The sequence below is a fragment of the Achromobacter animicus genome (genome assembly GCF_902859585.1).
GTDB classification, from domain to species: Bacteria; Pseudomonadota; Gammaproteobacteria; order Burkholderiales; family Burkholderiaceae_B; genus Achromobacter; species Achromobacter animicus.
The window spans coordinates 125532-141784 of sequence record NZ_CADIJM010000003.1 but is presented as its reverse complement, the minus strand read 5'-3'; the positions used below and the strand labels follow the sequence as shown (position 1 = coordinate 141784).

Genomic DNA, 16253 nt, shown 5'->3' with positions numbered 1-16253 from the left:
ATGTTGCAGGAATTTCAATGCTGACCTACATCGTCAAACGTCTTCTGGGCATGATCCCCACGCTGCTGCTGGTAGCGGTGGTCGTGTTCCTGTTTGTGCACATGCTTCCGGGCGACCCGGCACGGCTGGCCGCTGGCCCCGAGGCCGACCAGCAAACCGTCGAGCTCGTGCGCAAGGAACTTGGGCTGGATCTGCCCCTGCCGCAGCAGTTCGTGCGCTACTTCAGCCACATGCTGCAGGGCGACCTCGGGACCTCGCTGCGCACCAAGCGCCCCGTCTCGACCGAAATCGCCGACCGTTTCATGCCCACCCTGTGGCTCACCCTTGCGAGCATGGTGTGGTCAGTCGGCTTCGGCATGATCATCGGCATCGTGTCGGCGGTATGGCGCAATCGCTGGCCTGACCGTCTCGGCATGACGCTGGCGGTGTCCGGCATCTCGTTCCCCGCGTTCGCGCTGGGCATGATGCTGATGCAGATCTTCTCGGTGAACCTGGGCTGGCTCCCCACCGTGGGCGCATCGACCTGGCAACACTACATTCTTCCTTCCATCACGCTGGGCGCCGCGGTGGCTGCCGTGATGGCGCGTTTCACGCGGGCCTCGTTCGTCGAAGTCGTGCAGGAAGACTTCGTGCGCACCGCCCGCGCCAAGGGCTTGTCCGAGCGCCGCGTGATCATCAAGCACGCGCTGCGCAATGCGCTGATTCCCGTCGTGACCATGATGGGCCTGCAGTTCGGCTTCCTGCTGGGCGGCTCGATCGTGGTCGAGACCGTGTTCAACTGGCCCGGCCTTGGCCGCCTGCTGGTGGACGCCGTGACCCAGCGCGACTATCCGGTGATCCAGGGCCTCGTGCTGCTGTTCTCGCTGGAATTCATCCTGATCAACCTGATTGTCGACGTGCTCTATGGCGTCATCAATCCCAGCATCCGTTACAAGTGAGGCGGCCATGAGCAATACGACACCCGCCGCGACCATCGCCGCCGTCCCCAAGAACGACGTGCGCACGCCCGCCACCGAGTTCTGGCGCAAGTTCAAGAAGCAGAAGCTTGCGGTCGGCGCCGGCCTCTTCGTCCTGCTGCTGGTCATTGTCGCGGCCTTCGCGCCGTGGATTGTGCCGTTCGACCCGGAGAACTTCTTCGACTATGACGCGCTGAACGCCGGTCCGTCGCTGACGCACTGGCTGGGCGTGGATTCGCTGGGCCGCGACATCTTCAGCCGCATCGTCATGGGCGCGCGCATCTCGCTGGCCGCCGGCTTCCTGTCGGTCGCCATGGGCGCCATCGTCGGCACCTTCATGGGCCTGATGGCCGGCTACTACGAAGGCTGGTGGGAACGCATCACGATGCGTATCTCCGACGTGCTGCTGGCGTTCCCCGGCATGCTGCTGGCCATCGGCGTGGTCGCCATCCTGGGTTCCAGCATGGTCAACGTGATCGTGGCCGTGGCCGTGTTCAGCGTGCCCGCGTTTGCCCGCCTCGTGCGCGGCAACACGCTGTCGATCAAGCAGATGACGTACGTCGAAGCCGTCAAGAGCGTGGGCGCGTCCGACTGGACGATCATCATGCGCCACATCCTGCCCGGCACGATCTCGCCGATCGTGGTGTACGGCACGATGCGGATCGGCACCTCGATCATCACCGCCGCCAGCCTGTCGTTCCTGGGCATGGGCGCTTCGCCTCCCACGCCGGAGTGGGGCGCGATGCTGAACGAAGCACGCGCCGACATGGTCATCGCACCGCACGTCGCGATCTTCCCGGCGCTGGCGATCTTCCTGACGGTGCTGGCGTTCAACCTGCTGGGCGACGGCCTGCGCGACGCGCTCGATCCCAAGATCGACCGCAAGTAAACCTGCCGCCGGGCCTCTTGCGAGGGCCGGCGTGGAGGGCGATTTTTCCGCCGCCGCCTCCGTCCGCCACGCGCCTGCCAGCGCGTGCCCCGGACCCAGGGTGGCGGCGTTTTGCATTCTGGAGCGTGGCGACACGTAGACGAACATGGACAAACAAGCGCTGGACATTCCGCGTATCGGCGTACTGCCGTCGGGGCCGCTGGACTCGATCTGCGACGTGGGCGACGTCACCGTTGGCCATTGCACGCTGGCCGAGGGCCCGCTGCAGACCGGCGTGACCGTCGTGCGCACGCATGGCGGCGATGCCTTTCTGGACAAGACGCCGGCCGCGGCCACCGTGCTGAACGGCTTCGGCAAAAGCACCGGCCTGGTTCAGGTGCAGGAACTGGGCGTGCTGGAAACGCCGATCGGGCTGACCAACACGTTCGGCGTGGGCACCGTGGCCAATGCGCAGATCCGCGCGGCGGTCGCCGCCAACCCGGGCATCGGCCGCGGCATGGCCACCGTCAATCCGTTGGTCTTCGAGTGCAACGACGGCTATCTGAACGACATCCAGGCGCTGGCAGTCCAGGAATCCCATTACGCCGCGGCGCTGGCCGCCGCCGGCAAGCAGTTCGCGCAGGGCGCCGTGGGCGCCGGCCGCGGCATGTCCAGTTTCTCGTTCAAGGGCGGCATCGGCTCGGCCTCGCGCGTGGCGCAGATCAAGGACGGGCCGCAGTACACCGTGGGCGCGCTGGTGCTGTCGAACTTCGGCCGCCTGCCCAACCTGACGGTCGCGGGCAGGCCGTTCGGCCGCCGTCTGGCGAGCCAGCTTGACCAAGGGCTTGCGCAGCAGGGCGAGAACGCCGTGATCGCGCCCGAGAAGGGCTCGATCATCCTGCTGGTGGCCACCGACGCGCCGCTGGATTCGCGCCAGTTGCGCCGTCTGTCGCTGCGCGCCGGCGCCGGCCTGGCGCGAACCGGCTCGGTGTTCGGGCACGGCAGCGGCGACATCGCGCTGGCGTTTTCCACGGCATACACGATTCCGCAATTGGCCGAGTCGCCCATGCCCGCGATTGCCATGCTGCATGAGGCCCGCATCGATCCGCTGTTCGAAGCCGCCGCCGAGTCCTGCGAGCAAGCCATCATTGCCGCGCTGTGGCACGCAGAAAGCGTGACCGGCCGCGACGGCCATCACCGCGATTCCATCCGCCATGCCGCGCCCGATTGGCGCCAGTGGCTGTCCGCTACCGAATTCTGAATATCCTGAAGGCCAACTCATGAAGATCCTGATTTCCACCGATATCGAAGGCGTCGCCGGCGTCTTCCATCCCGAGCAGGTCCGCGCCGGCAATGGCGAATACGAGCGCGCGCGCGCCTGGATGACCGCCGAGGCCAACGCGGCCGTGCAGGGCGCCATTGCGGGCGGCGCCGAAGAGATTCTGGTCAACGATTCGCACGGCGGCTTTCGCAACCTGCTGCCCGACGGCCTGGACGAGCGCGCCCGACTGGTGCTGGGCAAGCCGCGCTACCTGGGCATGATGGGCGGGCTGGAAGAAGCGTGCGACGCCGTCTTCATGATCGGCTACCACTCGCGCTCGCAGGGCCGCGGCATCCTGGCCCACACCATCAACAGCTTCGCGTTCGCCCGCGTGGTCATCAACGGCATGGAGCTGGGCGAAGCGGGCCTGTACGGCGCGCTGGCCGGCGAACTGGGCGTGCCCGTCATCCTGGGCACCGGCGACGATGTGTTCATCGCGGAAACGCGCGATACGTTCCCCGGCGCCGAATGGGTGCAGACCAAAGTCGCGCACGGGCAGGGCAGCGGCGTCACGCTGTCGCCCGCCGCGTCCCGCCGCGCGATTGCCGCGGCCGCCGAAACCGCCGTGCGCAACTTCAAGCGCGGCGGCGACAAGAAAGCCGTTCCTTTCGTCATTCCCGCGCCTATAGAATGCCGGTTGCAGACGCAGAGCGCGGCACTGGCCGACCTGTTCTGCATGTGGCCCACGCTCGAACGCGTGGACGGCGTCACCTTGCGATTCACCACGGATAGCATGCAGTCCGCCATCCGTACGCTGAACAGCCTGGGCGCCATGTCTTTCATGTTGCGCTAAGGATCCCATCTCCCATGTCTAGCACCGACGCCCGTATTGCCCAATTGCGGCAGGCCATGAGCCGCCGCGGTCTGACCGCCTACGTCGTACCTTCCTCGGACCCGCACCTGTCCGAATACCTGCCGGCCCGCTGGCAAGGGCGGCGCTGGCTGTCGGGTTTCACGGGCTCGGTGGGCACGCTGGTGGTCACAGCGGACTTCGCTGGTCTGTGGGTGGACAGCCGCTACTGGGTGCAGGCCGAAGCGCAGCTCTCCGGCACCGGCGTGCAGCTGATGAAGATTGCGCTGGCATCGACGCCTGGCCATGTCGACTGGCTGGCCGCCAATACCGGCGCGGGCGACGTTATCGGCGTGGACGGCGCGGTGCTGGGCCTGGGCGCCTTCCGCGCCTTGTCGGCTGCAGCGGCAACGTCCGGCGCCGTGCTGGAAATCCGCGAAGACCTCCTGGACGAAGTCTGGAACGACCGCGCCGGCCTGCCCGACGCCAAAATTTATGAACACGTGGCGCCCGAAGCCTGCGTGACGCGCGCCGACAAGCTGGCGCAGGTGCGCGACGCGATGCGCAAGCACGGCGCGGACGTGCATTTCATCTGCACGCTCGACGACATCGCCTGGCTGTTCAACCTGCGCGGCGCGGACGTGGATTACAACCCCGTCTTCGTCGGCCATGCGCTGGTAGGCTTGGACCACGCCACGCTGTTCGTGGCCGATGGCAAGATTGACGACGACCTGCGCGCCATCCTGGCCGCGGACGGCGTCGAAGTGGCGGACTATGCCCAGGCGGCGGATGCGCTGGCTTCGCTGGAACAGGATCAGAAGCTGCTGATCGATCCGGCCCGCGTCACCTGCGGCGTGTTCCATGCCATGGACCCGGCCGTGCCGCGCGTGGAAGCCATCAACCCGTCCACGCTGCTCAAGTCGCGCAAGACCGACGCAGAGCTGGCCAACGTGCGCCAGGCGATGGCGCAGGACGGCGCCGCGCTGTGCGAATTCTTCGCCTGGTTCGAAGGCGCGCTGGGCAAGGAAGCCATTACCGAACTGACCATCGACGAGCAGATCACGGCCGCCCGCGCGCGCCGTCCCGCCTACGTCTGCCCCAGCTTCGCCACCATCGCGGGCTTCAACGCCAACGGCGCGATGCCGCATTACCGCGCCACGCCCGAATCGCACGCCACGATCGAGGGCGACGGCCTGTTGCTCATCGACTCGGGCGGCCAGTACCGGGGCGGCACCACCGACATCACGCGCGTGGTGGCGGTGGGCACGCCCAGCGCGGACCAGATGGTCGACTTCACGCTGGTGCTCAAGGGCATGATCGCGCTGTCGCGCGCATCGTTCCCGCGCGGCACGCCGTCGCCCATGCTGGACGCCATCGCGCGAGCGCCCATCTGGGAAGGCGGCGCGGAATACGGACACGGCACGGGTCACGGCGTGGGCTATTTCCTGAACGTGCACGAAGGCCCGCAGGTCATCTCGTACCGCGCGATGCCGGGCCCGCACACGGCCATGGAACCGGGCATGATCACATCCAACGAGCCGGGCATCTACCGTCCGGGCCGCTGGGGCGTGCGCATCGAGAACCTGGTTGCCAACCGCAGCTGGCTGACCTCGGAGCTGGGCGAATTCCTGTGCTTCGAAACGCTGACGATGTGCCCGATCGACACGCGCTGCATCGAGCCTTCGCTCATGCGCGAGGACGAGATCGACTGGCTGAACGACTATCACCAGACGGTGTTCGAACGCCTGTCGCCGCTGGTCGAGGGTGAGGCGCTGGCGTGGTTGACGCTGCGTTGCGCAGCGATCTGACGTTGCATTGATGCCGGCGGCGCCGGCGCAAAGCAGAAAGGCCACGACGCATGACGCCGTGGCCTTTTTTCATGGTGCGCCGTTGAGGCTATCGCACGGACCCGCCTTGATTGCGGTAGAGCAGGCGCGTGGCCACCAGGCAACCCAACGACAGCAATGCGCCGTAGGCCAGCAGCACCAGCGCGGCGGACGCCGGTGATTGGGCGGCCCATGCCAACTGCTCCCAGGTCATGGACTTGAGGATGATGAGACCGGCGCCCAGGCCCAGCACCTGCGCGAACCAGAACGCAAGGCTGCCCAGCGCCACGGCCCGGCCGGTGCCGGCGTATTCAAAGGCGCGGGGTAGCAGCTTCAGGCACACGATCGTGACCAGCGCCAGCAGCGCGACTGGCAATATCCAATAGCCCAGCGCGTACTCGGCCCATCCCGCTTCCAGCGTCTGCATCTGCAGAAAGCCGCCGAGCATGATGGAGAAGCTGGTCTGCCAGATCAGGACGGTCAGGCCGCAAATCCATGCCACATGCCGCCGCGTCAGCGTAAGGCCGGCGCCGGGGCCGGTGGGCCCTGCCGTCCACGCGGCAATGCGCAACGCCACCCAGATGCCGACGACCTCCAGCACGATCGTGACGGCGCGGATCATCAGGTTGATCGCGATGGACCGGCCCACGATGCCCAGACCAAACACTTCCTCGAGCCAGGAGCCGCTCTTGAACGTGCCGATCATGAGCACGTTCTGTGCAATGCCGACGCCGCTGGACAGGCACAGCGTGTAGAGCGCCTGCAGGGCCAGGAACGTAGCCAGCATCCTGCCGGGCTGATTCACGGTCGCGGCATCGTGCCGGGCGAGCCACTGGCGCGTCGTGCACCAGGCGGTCAGGCCCACGACCAGCAGGGTCGACACCAGGGTGGCCAGCAGCGGGGCCAGCACCGGCGGCTGCATGTAGCTCGCGCGGATCTGGTCGCCGTAGGGCAACGGCGTCATCAACGTGTAGGCCTGCACCAGCACGGAATAAGCCAGCCGCAGCAGAACGGCGGCGACAGCGATGCGCCAGGCAAGGGAATAGGCAGGACGGGTGGAGTCGGTCATCAGCGCGAGGGTGAAGAACGGAGGGCGCTGCCGGGAAGGCGGCGGTCGAAAAATAGGGAGCGACCATAGCACGTGCGCGCGGCGCGGCTCGCAGCGTTGCCTTGCCGAGTGCAGCCAATTGTTACCCGCACGGCGCTAGGGGAAAACCCAAACAAGTCGCGTCGCCCGGCTATAATCCAAATTTCCCGCACGCGCCCGCTCGTCCCGGGTGCTCATTACGATGACCAAATACGTATTTGTCACCGGCGGTGTGGTGTCTTCCCTGGGCAAGGGCATCGCCGCTGCGTCGCTTGCTGCCATTCTCGAGTCGCGTGGTTTGCAGGTCACCATGCTGAAGCTCGACCCCTACATCAACGTCGATCCGGGCACGATGAGCCCCTTCCAGCACGGTGAAGTGTTCGTCACTGAAGACGGCGCCGAAACCGATCTGGACCTGGGCCACTACGAGCGCTTCATTTCCGCTCGCATGCACAAGGTGAACAACTTCACCACCGGCCAGATCTACGAATCCGTGCTGCGCAAGGAGCGCCGTGGCGACTACCTGGGCAAGACCGTCCAGGTGATTCCCCACATCACGAACGAAATCCAGGACTTCATCGCCCGTGGCGCCGAAGCCGGCTGGAATGGCAACACCGATGTTGCCATCGTCGAAATCGGCGGTACGGTCGGCGACATCGAATCGCTGCCGTTCCTCGAGGCCGCCCGTCAGATGAGCCTGCGCATGGGCCGCAACAACGCGGCCTTCGTGCACCTGACGCTGGTGCCCTTCATCGCCTCCGCCGGCGAACTGAAGACCAAGCCCACGCAGCACTCGGTGCAGAAACTGCGCGAAATCGGCATCTACCCGAACGCGCTGCTGTGCCGCGCCGACCGCCGCATTCCGGACGACGAGCGCGCCAAGATCTCGATGTTTTCGAACGTGCCCCTGGACGCGGTCATTTCCGTCTGGGACGCCGACTCCATCTACAAGATCCCCGCCATGCTGCACAAGCAAGGCGTGGACAACATCGTCTGCGAAGCCCTGGGCCTGACCCCGCCGCCGGCCGACCTGTCCATGTGGGACAACCTGGTCGAAGCGCTGGAACACCCCGAGCACCAGCTCACCATCGGCATGGTCGGCAAGTACGTCGACCTGACCGAGTCGTACAAGTCGCTGACGGAAGCCCTGGTTCACGCCGGCATCCACACGCGCTCGAAGATCAACATCGAGTACATCGACTCGGAAGACATCGAAACCCGCGGCACCGACCAGTTGAAGCACCTGGACGCCATTCTGGTTCCGGGCGGCTTCGGCAAGCGCGGCACCGAAGGCAAGATCGCCGCCATCCGCTACGCCCGTGAAAACGGCGTGCCGTACCTGGGCATCTGCCTGGGCATGCAGCTGGCGGTCATCGAATTCGCCCGTCACGTCGCCGGCCTGGGCGGCGCCAACAGCACCGAATTCGATCCCTCCGCACCGCACCCGGTGGTTGCACTCATCACCGAATGGATGGACCGCGAAGGCAAGGTCGAAAAGCGCGACAACTCGTCCGACCTGGGCGGCACCATGCGCAAGGGCGCGCAGCGCGTGCCGATCAAGGCCGGCACCCGCGCGCAGACCATCTATGGCGACGAAGTGAACGAACGTCACCGTCACCGCTACGAGGTCAACAACGTCTACGTGCCGCGGCTGGAAGAAGCCGGCATGGTGATCAGCGCCCGCACGCCGACCGAGAACCTGCCCGAAATGATGGAACTGCCCAACCACCCGTGGTTCGTCGGCGTCCAGTTCCACCCGGAGTTCACGTCCACCCCGCGCGACGGCCATCCGCTGTTCTCCAGCTACATCCGCGCCGCCATCGAGCAGAAGGCTCGCCGCGGCCAGGAGGCCTGATGCGCGTCCGCGGTCCTGAGTTCCGTAAGCGGATCCTCGGGGCCGCGGGCCGTTTCCCCAGCGCCGCCCTATACGGCGGCGCTTCTTTCGGATACAACCGATTAGCATCGGATATGCGTCGCCCGTGCGCCTTGCGCGACACTGGCGGCGGCGTCGTATCCGGCGTCAGCCCCCAACCAACGCAACTGCTCTGAAGGAACCCCATGAGTGCTTATCTCATCGCCGACGTCAAAGTGACCAAGCCTGCGCAGTACGAGGACTACAAGCGTCTGTCCACGCTCGCGATGCGCGCGTACGATGCCAAGATCCTGGTGCGCGGCGGCGAATCCAAGCACCTTGAGGGGCGTGAACCCGGCCGTACCGTCGTCATGGAATTTCCGTCCATGGCCGCGGCGCAGGCGTTCTACGATTCCTGGCAGTACCGCCGTGCCCGCAATGCCCGCGAAGGCGCGGCCGTCATGAATATGTTTATCGTTCAGGGAATGTAAAGTCATGAGTGCAATCGTCGACATCATCGGCCGCGAGATTCTGGATTCGCGCGGCAACCCCACCGTGGAATGCGATGTGCTGCTGGAATCCGGCGCCATGGGCCGTGCGGCCGTGCCGTCGGGCGCGTCCACCGGCGCCCGCGAAGCCATCGAGCTTCGTGACGGCGACAAGGGCCGTTATCTGGGCAAGGGCGTGCTGCGCGCCGTTGAAAACCTCAACACCGAAATCTCCGAAGCCCTGATGGGCCTGGACGCGCAGGAACAGACGTTCGTCGATCGCACCCTGATCGAACTGGACGGCACCGAGTCCAAGGAGCGCCTGGGCGCCAACGCCATCCTGGCAGCCAGCATGGCCGTGGCCCGCGCCGCCGCCGACGAATCGGGCCTGTCCCTGTACCGCTATTTCGGCGGCAGCGGCCCCATGAGCATGCCCGTCCCGATGATGAACGTCATCAACGGCGGCGCGCACGCCAACAACACGCTGGACCTGCAGGAGCTGATGATCCTGCCGGTGGGCGCCGGCAGCTTCCGCGAAGCCCTGCGTTGGGGCGCTGAAGTCTTCCACATGCTCAAGAAGCTGATCCACGGCCAGGGCATGTCCACCGCCGTGGGCGACGAGGGCGGTTTTGCACCCAACGTCCCCAGCCACGAAGCCGCCATCCAGCTCATCCTGAAGGCCATCACCGAAGCCGGCTACGAGCCGGGCACGCAGATCGCCCTGGGCCTGGACTGCGCCAGCTCCGAGTTCTACCGCGACGGCAAGTACACGCTGGCCGGCGAAGGCGGCATCTCGCTGTCCTCGCAAGAGTTCACGAACCTGTTGGCCACGTGGTGCGACAAGTACCCGATCATCTCGATCGAAGACGGCATGGCCGAAAACGACTGGGAAGGCTGGAAGCTCCTGACCGACCAGCTCGGCAAGAAGGTTCAGCTGGTGGGCGACGATCTGTTCGTCACCAACACCAAGATCCTGCGTGAAGGCATCCAGAAGGGCGTCGCCAACTCGATCCTCATCAAGATCAACCAGATCGGCACGCTGACCGAAACGTTTGCCGCCATCGAAATGGCCAAGCGCGCCGGTTACACCGCCGTCGTCTCGCACCGTTCGGGCGAAACCGAAGACTCGACCATCGCCGACATCGCCGTGGCGACCAACGCGATGCAGATCAAGACCGGCTCGCTGTCGCGCTCGGATCGCATGGCCAAGTACAACCAGCTCCTGCGCATCGAAGAAGAGCTGGCTGAAGTGGCGTCGTACCCCGGCCTGGAAGCTTTCTACAACCTGCGTTGATAAGAAGCGCGGCCCCGGCGTCTTGCCAGGGCCGCATCCACGCCACGACAGTTGAGGTTCCCGCGTATGCGCCTGTTGTTCCTGGTGCTGTTCGTGCTGCTAGGCTTGATCCAATACCCGCTGTGGCTGGGTAAGGGCGGCTGGTTCAAGGTCTGGGATCTGCAACGCCAGGTGGCGGAGCAGCGCGAGACCAACGAAGGCCTGCGCGCGCGCAATGCCGCGCTTGAGGCCGAAGTGCGCGATCTGGAAGGCGGATCGGGAGCCATCGAGGAGCGGGCGCGCGGAGAGCTGGGCATGATGCGGGACGGCGAAGTGTTCGTGCACATCCTGCCCCAGAATACCCAGCCGCCCGCCGGCGCCTCGCTTTCCGCCGAAGCGCCGCCCAAGCCAGCCGTAACCGGCACCCCGGCGCGCGCAAATGCGCCGGCTGCCCGGCCTGCGTCGGCCGCGCCCACGACCCGGCCTGCTTCGACGACGGCCACGCCCCGGCCCGCGTCGGCAACGCCTGCCAGACCCGCCGCCACGACCGGCGCCAACAATTCAAATTCCACCGCCCGGCAGTGATGCCTGGCGGTTTTTTTTGTCCTGGTAGCGGCCCGGCCTAACCTGGGCCGCAGCGCAACTGCCGGCACTCCCCGTACACCACGCCTTCCGGATGGGGCCGCTTGCGCGCCCAGTCGACCGGATGCGTGTGCATTTCGTGTTCCAGTTCGACCACGATGGGCAGCAGGCCCTGGGTCAGCGCGTGGCCGATGTACGTGCCATCCTGCCGGCCCAGCAAGGCAAGCAGCGCCCGCAACGGCGGCAGCAGTGGCTTGTGCAGATACGTCAGGCGCAGCTTGAGCGTGTTGGCCAGGAAGATGTCCTGGCCGCCCGGGCGTGGTGGGCGGCGCGCATGCTGCAGATCCTGGTAGCCGTTGTCGATGGTCCGTAGGCCCGGCGCGCCTGCCACCTGCAGGTCCGGGCGCCCGTGCTCGCGGAACGACTGGTCGTCGGGCCGCAGCACTTCAATGCGCCAGGGCGGGGCCCCCATCAATGCCTTCAGTGCTGCCATCGCGCCATCCCGCCGTTCAATGGCGCCGGCCGGGCCGCTGGCGCTCGCATGCAGCGGCAGCAACGCCTGCAGAAAGGCCGCTCGCAGCCGGGCCGGGTCGCCATGGCCCGTGGCGCCGGCGCGCGCCGCTTCCATCAGCGCCAGGTGCGCCATCTGGCGCGCGCCGTGCCACCGCGCGGCCTCGACGCACAGCAGGCCCAGCAGCAGCACGATGGCGCCTGCCACGGCGAACTCGAGGGCGGCGGCCCCGTGTTGCCGGCGTACGGCGCGTAAGTCGCAAGAAAAAATAAAGGCGGTCATGGCTGCGCAGTGTGGCGCGCCCATGACCGCCTGTCGATAAGGACAATCCGGCGTGACAAAAACGTTCCGGCGGGCTTGCCGCCGGGACGCATCAATCATCAATGCACGGTGGGAGGCTCATCTCCGGAGGACGTCTGGCTCGCCGAGAACAGCGCCGCGCAGTCGACCGTATCGAACTTGTAAGGCTTGCCGCAGAAATCGCAGGCCACGTCGACCTGGCCGCGCTCTTCCAGGATGCTGTTGACCTCTGCTTCGCCCAGCGAACGCAGCATGTTCGCCACGCGCTCGCGAGTGCAGGGACAGTGCCAGCTCACCGGCTGGGGGTCGAAGGCGATGAGCGTTTCTTCCCAGAACAGGCGATGGATGAGCGTGTCGATGTCGGTGGCCAGGATCTCGTCGCGCTTAAGCGTGCCGGCCAGGGCGTTGATGCGTTCCCAGGTCTCGGCGGCCACCTGTTCGGTCAGGGCGCGGTCGGTCTCGCCGCCGCCGTGGTGCGGCAGGCGCTGCAGCAGCATGCCGGCCGCGTGGTCGGCGTCGGCCGACAGCCACAGCCGCGTATCCAGTTGCTCCGAGGCCTTCATGTAGTGTTGCAGGGCTTCGGCGACGGTCTCGCCTTCGAGCGGCACGATGCCTTGGTAGGCCTGCTGGCCGGGCAGCTTGCGCTGCGGGTCCAGCACCACGATGAAGCGTCCATTGCCGCCGGGGTTCAACAGGCTTTGCATGTCGCCGGTGCTGGGCACGTCGTGGCCTTCGCGCATCTTGACGGTGGCGCGCAGGCTGAGGTCCGAGCGGCATTCCACCACCAGCAGGGCGATGGGGCCGTCGCCCTGGATCTGCAGCACCAGCGAGCCATCGAACTTGATGTTGGCGGCGAGCAGGGTGGATGCCGCCACCAATTCACCCAGCAGGTCGGTGATGGCGGGCGGGTAATCGTGGTTGGCCTGGACGGCCTTCCACGTGTCAGACAGGCGCACCGCTTGGACGCGGACGCTGCGGTCTTCGGTAAGGTATTTTTTGAGCTGATCGGTCATAGCGGAATGTTAGCCGATCGTGGGGGGGTATTCCCCCTGCTGGCAGCAGGGGTTGGGGCACTTGCGGGGGCCCTCGGGGGAGCCGTCAGCCGATGCGTTTCAGGGCCGTCTTGTACTGTTGGCCGCGCGCCACGTAGTGGGCGGTGTTCTTGTGCATGTTGGCGATTTCCTCGGCGGAAAGCTCCCGCACGATCTTGCCAATGCCGATGACCAGCGAATTGTCCGGAATGACCCGGTCTTCGGGGATGATCGCCCCGGCGCCGATCAGGCAGTTGCGGCCGATGACGGCGTTGTTCAGGACGATCGCCTGCATGCCGACCAGCGCCCCTTCGTGGATGGTGCAGCCGTGCAGCATGGCCTGGTGGCCGACGGTGACGTTCGGGCCGATGGTCATGGGACAGCCCGCGTCGACGTGCAGGACGCTTGATTCCTGGATGTTGGTGCCTTCGCGGATCAGGATGGCGTCGTTGTCGGCGCGGATCGATACATGCGACCAGATGCTGACGCCGGCTTCCAGCGTGACGTTGCCGATGAGGTCGGCGCTGTCGGCCACGTAGGCCTGCGGGTCGATGCGGGGGATCAGGTCGTTGAGCTGGTAAATGGCCATGACTAGGTCTCCGTTTGCCGCGCCGGGGCGGCAACGGGCGCGCCAACGTCGGTCTGGGGCGCGCTGGCCTGCGCGCGTTCTGTTTCACGCTCGCGCAGGATGCGCCGCTGGATCTTGCCCGTGGTGGTCATGGGCAGTTCGTCCACGTATTCGATTTCCTTCGGGTATTCGTACGGCGCCAGGCGCTCGCGCACGTGCTCCTGAAGGTTTTCAGTGATTTCGCCTCGGTCCCGGAGGGCAAATTCCGGCGTCAGCACCACAAAGGCCTTGACCACCGCACCGCGCTCGGCGTCCGGCTTGGGCACCACGGCAGCATTGGCCACGGCCGGGTGGCCAACCAGGCAGCTTTCGATTTCACCCGGGCCGATCCGGTAGCCGGCCGACTTGAAAACGTCGTCGGCGCGGCCCGCATACCAGAGGTAGCCGTCCTCATCGACGGTGGCGAGGTCGCCCGTCAGGCACCAGTCGCCCTTGAACTTGGCCAGCGTGGCGGCCTCGTTGCGCCAGTAACCCAGGAACATGACCGGGTCCGGAAAGCCGTGGATGTCCAGCCGGTTGACCGCGATCTCGCCCGTGGCGCCCGCCGCGACCGGCGTGCCGTCGTCGTCCAGCACCGCCACGTGGTGGCCGGGATACGGGCGGCCCATCGAGCCGGGTTTGGCGGGCCAGCGTTTGTTGCTGTTGCCCACCACGTAGTTCATTTCGGTCTGGCCGAACATTTCGTTGGGCGTCACGCCCAGCGCCGTCCGGCACCAATCGAACACCGTCTCGCCCACGCTTTCGCCGGCGCTCATGATGGAGCGCAAGGCAAGCTGGTAGCGCTGGCGGGGCTCTGGCACCGCCTTCATCATCATCTTCAGCGCGGTGGGGAAGAGGAACGTATTGGTGACCTGATAACGTTCCAGCAGCTCGAAGGCGCGTTCCACAGAAAAGCGTCCGCGCGTGCCCACGATGGGGTGGCCGAAATACAGCGTGGGCAGCAGGGCGTCCATCATGCCGCCGGTCCAGGCCCAATCGGCCGGCGACCAGAACACGTCGGCAGGCTTGGGAAACCAGTCCTGCGAGGCGACGAAGCCCGGCAGGTTGCCGATCAACACGCTGTGGGGCAGCAGCGCGCCCTTGGGGGCGCCGGTGGTGCCGGAGGTGTAAAGCAGGATGGCCGGATCCGACGAACGGGTCTGCACGGCCTTGAATTCGTTGGGCTGGCGGGCCAGCAGGCTGCGCCATGGCAGCACACGTTCGTCGGCGAAGCCGATGCCAATGACCTGCTGCAGGGCGGGACAGTGTTCGGTGACGGCCAGCAAATTGGCGCTGGAGGCGTGGTCGACGATGGCGACGCGGGCTTCGGCATCGCACAGACGGCTTTGCAGCGCTTCGGGGCCGAAGAGCGCCGACAGGGGCAGGACCACCGCGCCGACGCTGTAGATGGCCATATGAGCGACCACGGTTTCCGGGCGTTGCCCCAAAACCACACCGACCCGGTCGCCCTTGCCCACGCCCATTTTCACCAGGCCGTTGGCGAGCTGATTGGCGGCTTCCGCCAGGCGGGCGAAGGTCCAGACCTCGCGGTTGCCGGACTCATCTTCGTAGTAGATGGCAATGCGCCGCGCATCCGGACTGCTGGATGCCCAGCGGTGGCAGCACGCTTCCGCGATGTTGAACTGGGTGGGCACCAGCCAGCGGAATGATTGGTAGAGCGCCTGATATTGGTCGTTCATGGCCCTATGTTGTAAGCATGTTGCGGCGTGAACGGGTCATATCGCCCGTTACTCAGGTGCAAGCATGACCTAGAGGGGCGTGAACTGCAATATCCCCGTTGCGTAACGGGGACGCATACGGGTTATCACGGATGCTTGCCTTGCCGGCGCAGCGCGGAGGGCAGGGCGGGCAGCGTCAGGGACCGCGGCGGGCGGTTGGCCGGGTCGCGCTGGCGTTCGGCCTGCAGCACCGCCCAGTCCAGAAGCTGGAGCTGGCCATCGTGCGTTTCTGCCAGCGCCGACAGGCTTTCGACCCAGTCGCCGTCGTTGCAGTACAGGATGCCGCTCACGTCGCGCAGTTCGGGCTTGTGGATGTGGCCGCAGACCACGCCGTCCAGTCCACGCCGCCGGGCTTCGCCGGCCAGCGCCTCCTCGAAGTCGGTGATGAACGACACCGCGTTCTTGACCTTGTGCTTCAGGTACTGGGACAGCGACCAGTAATGCATGCCCAGCCGGTGGCGAAGGCGGTTGAAATGGTGGTTGACCCACAGCGCAAACTGGTAGAGCCCATCGCCCAGGTGCGCCAGCCAGCGGCTGTGCTGGATGACGCCGTCGAACTGGTCCCCGTGCAGCACCAGCAGCCGCAGCCCCTTGGCCGTGACGTGCACGTCCTCGTCCAGGACCTCGATGTCGCCAAAGGCGAATCCGGCGAACTCGCGGGCGAATTCGTCATGGTTGCCCGGGATGAACACCACGCGGGTGCCATTGCGGGCTTTGCGCAGGATGCGCTGGATCACGTCGTTGTGCGCGCGGGGCCAGTGCCAGTGCTTGCGCAACTGCCAGCCATCGACGATGTCCCCGACCAGGTACAGCGTGTCCGAGTCGTTGTGATCCAGAAAATCGAGCAGGAATTCCGCCTTGCACCCGGCAGTGCCCAGGTGAATATCGGAAATCCACAGGGCGCGCCAGTGCGTCGGTTGGATCTCGTTCACGGTCGCTTCCCTGTGGGCTGTGGTCATGCTTGAGAATGAGACCACCTACCGATGACGCGCGCGTGACGAATCCATGACGCGGTTGTGACG

15 protein-coding genes are annotated in these 16253 nt (G+C 66.1%); 9 read left to right on the top strand and 6 right to left on the bottom strand.

Translation table 11 applies throughout. From position 1 onward, the window contains the following. Positions 1–17: 17 nt before the first annotated feature. From gsiC to HV681_RS09765, 5 genes are all read left to right on the top strand, one after another. Positions 18–938 carry a glutathione ABC transporter permease GsiC gene (gsiC, locus tag HV681_RS09785; protein WP_056322028.1) on the top strand — a complete coding sequence of 307 codons (921 nt, stop codon included), beginning with the start codon at positions 18–20 and terminating at the stop codon, positions 936–938. 7 nt (positions 939–945) lie between these two features. Further along, positions 946–1845: a glutathione ABC transporter permease GsiD gene (gene gsiD, locus HV681_RS09780; protein WP_175122914.1), complete on the top strand. Its 900-nt coding sequence runs from the start codon at positions 946–948 to the stop codon at positions 1843–1845. A gap of 145 nt (positions 1846–1990) precedes the next feature. Continuing rightward, entirely contained in the window at positions 1991–3085 is a 1095-nt protein-coding gene (locus tag HV681_RS09775; RefSeq protein ID WP_175122913.1) for a DmpA family aminopeptidase, read from the top strand. 19 nt (positions 3086–3104) lie between these two features. Then, entirely contained in the window at positions 3105–3938 is an 834-nt protein-coding gene (locus tag HV681_RS09770; RefSeq protein WP_175122912.1) for a M55 family metallopeptidase, read from the top strand. A gap of 14 nt (positions 3939–3952) precedes the next feature. After that, the gene (locus HV681_RS09765) at positions 3953–5743 is read left to right on the top strand and encodes an aminopeptidase P family protein (RefSeq protein ID WP_175122911.1); all 1791 of its coding nucleotides are present in this window, start codon (positions 3953–3955) and stop codon (positions 5741–5743) included. Positions 5744–5831: 88 nt separating this feature from the next. Here the strand turns inward: HV681_RS09765 and HV681_RS09760 are convergent, their stop codons facing one another. Beyond that, a complete protein-coding gene (locus HV681_RS09760; protein WP_175122910.1) occupies positions 5832–6830 on the bottom strand; it encodes a hypothetical protein in 999 nt (332 codons plus the stop codon). 220 nt (positions 6831–7050) lie between these two features. On the opposite strand from HV681_RS09760, the gene pyrG reads away from it, so the two are divergent. The 4 genes from pyrG (at position 7051) to ftsB (ending at position 11046) form a co-directional block, all read left to right on the top strand. Further along, complete coding sequence (gene pyrG, locus HV681_RS09755; protein WP_175122909.1) at positions 7051–8703, top strand: CTP synthase; 1653 nt, start codon at positions 7051–7053, stop codon at positions 8701–8703. A 203-nt stretch (positions 8704–8906) separates the two neighbouring features. Continuing rightward, on the top strand, positions 8907–9191 hold the full coding sequence (locus tag HV681_RS09750; RefSeq protein ID WP_056322046.1) for a DUF1330 domain-containing protein: 285 nt from the start codon (positions 8907–8909) through the stop codon (positions 9189–9191). Positions 9192–9195: 4 nt separating this feature from the next. Further along, positions 9196–10482 carry a phosphopyruvate hydratase gene (eno, locus tag HV681_RS09745; RefSeq protein ID WP_054429546.1) on the top strand — a complete coding sequence of 429 codons (1287 nt, stop codon included), beginning with the start codon at positions 9196–9198 and terminating at the stop codon, positions 10480–10482. 66 nt (positions 10483–10548) lie between these two features. Next, positions 10549–11046 (top strand): cell division protein FtsB, encoded by a 498-nt coding sequence (gene ftsB / locus HV681_RS09740; protein ID WP_175122908.1) that lies wholly within the window; start codon positions 10549–10551, stop codon positions 11044–11046. Positions 11047–11083: 37 nt separating this feature from the next. Here ftsB and HV681_RS09735 read toward each other — a convergent pair whose 3' ends face one another. From HV681_RS09735 to HV681_RS09715, 5 genes are all read right to left on the bottom strand, one after another. Further along, positions 11084–11836: a TadE/TadG family type IV pilus assembly protein gene (locus tag HV681_RS09735; RefSeq protein WP_175122907.1), complete on the bottom strand. Its 753-nt coding sequence runs from the start codon at positions 11834–11836 to the stop codon at positions 11084–11086. Positions 11837–11934: 98 nt separating this feature from the next. Beyond that, complete coding sequence (gene hslO, locus HV681_RS09730) at positions 11935–12867, bottom strand: Hsp33 family molecular chaperone HslO (RefSeq protein WP_175122906.1); 933 nt, start codon at positions 12865–12867, stop codon at positions 11935–11937. An 85-nt stretch (positions 12868–12952) separates the two neighbouring features. After that, complete coding sequence (locus HV681_RS09725) at positions 12953–13474, bottom strand: gamma carbonic anhydrase family protein (protein ID WP_175122905.1); 522 nt, start codon at positions 13472–13474, stop codon at positions 12953–12955. Positions 13475–13476: 2 nt separating this feature from the next. After that, the gene (locus tag HV681_RS09720) at positions 13477–15192 is read right to left on the bottom strand and encodes an acetate--CoA ligase (protein WP_175122904.1); all 1716 of its coding nucleotides are present in this window, start codon (positions 15190–15192) and stop codon (positions 13477–13479) included. 125 nt (positions 15193–15317) lie between these two features. Next, positions 15318–16190 (bottom strand): UDP-2,3-diacylglucosamine diphosphatase, encoded by an 873-nt coding sequence (locus HV681_RS09715; RefSeq protein ID WP_175122903.1) that lies wholly within the window; start codon positions 16188–16190, stop codon positions 15318–15320. Positions 16191–16253 lie beyond the last annotated feature (63 nt).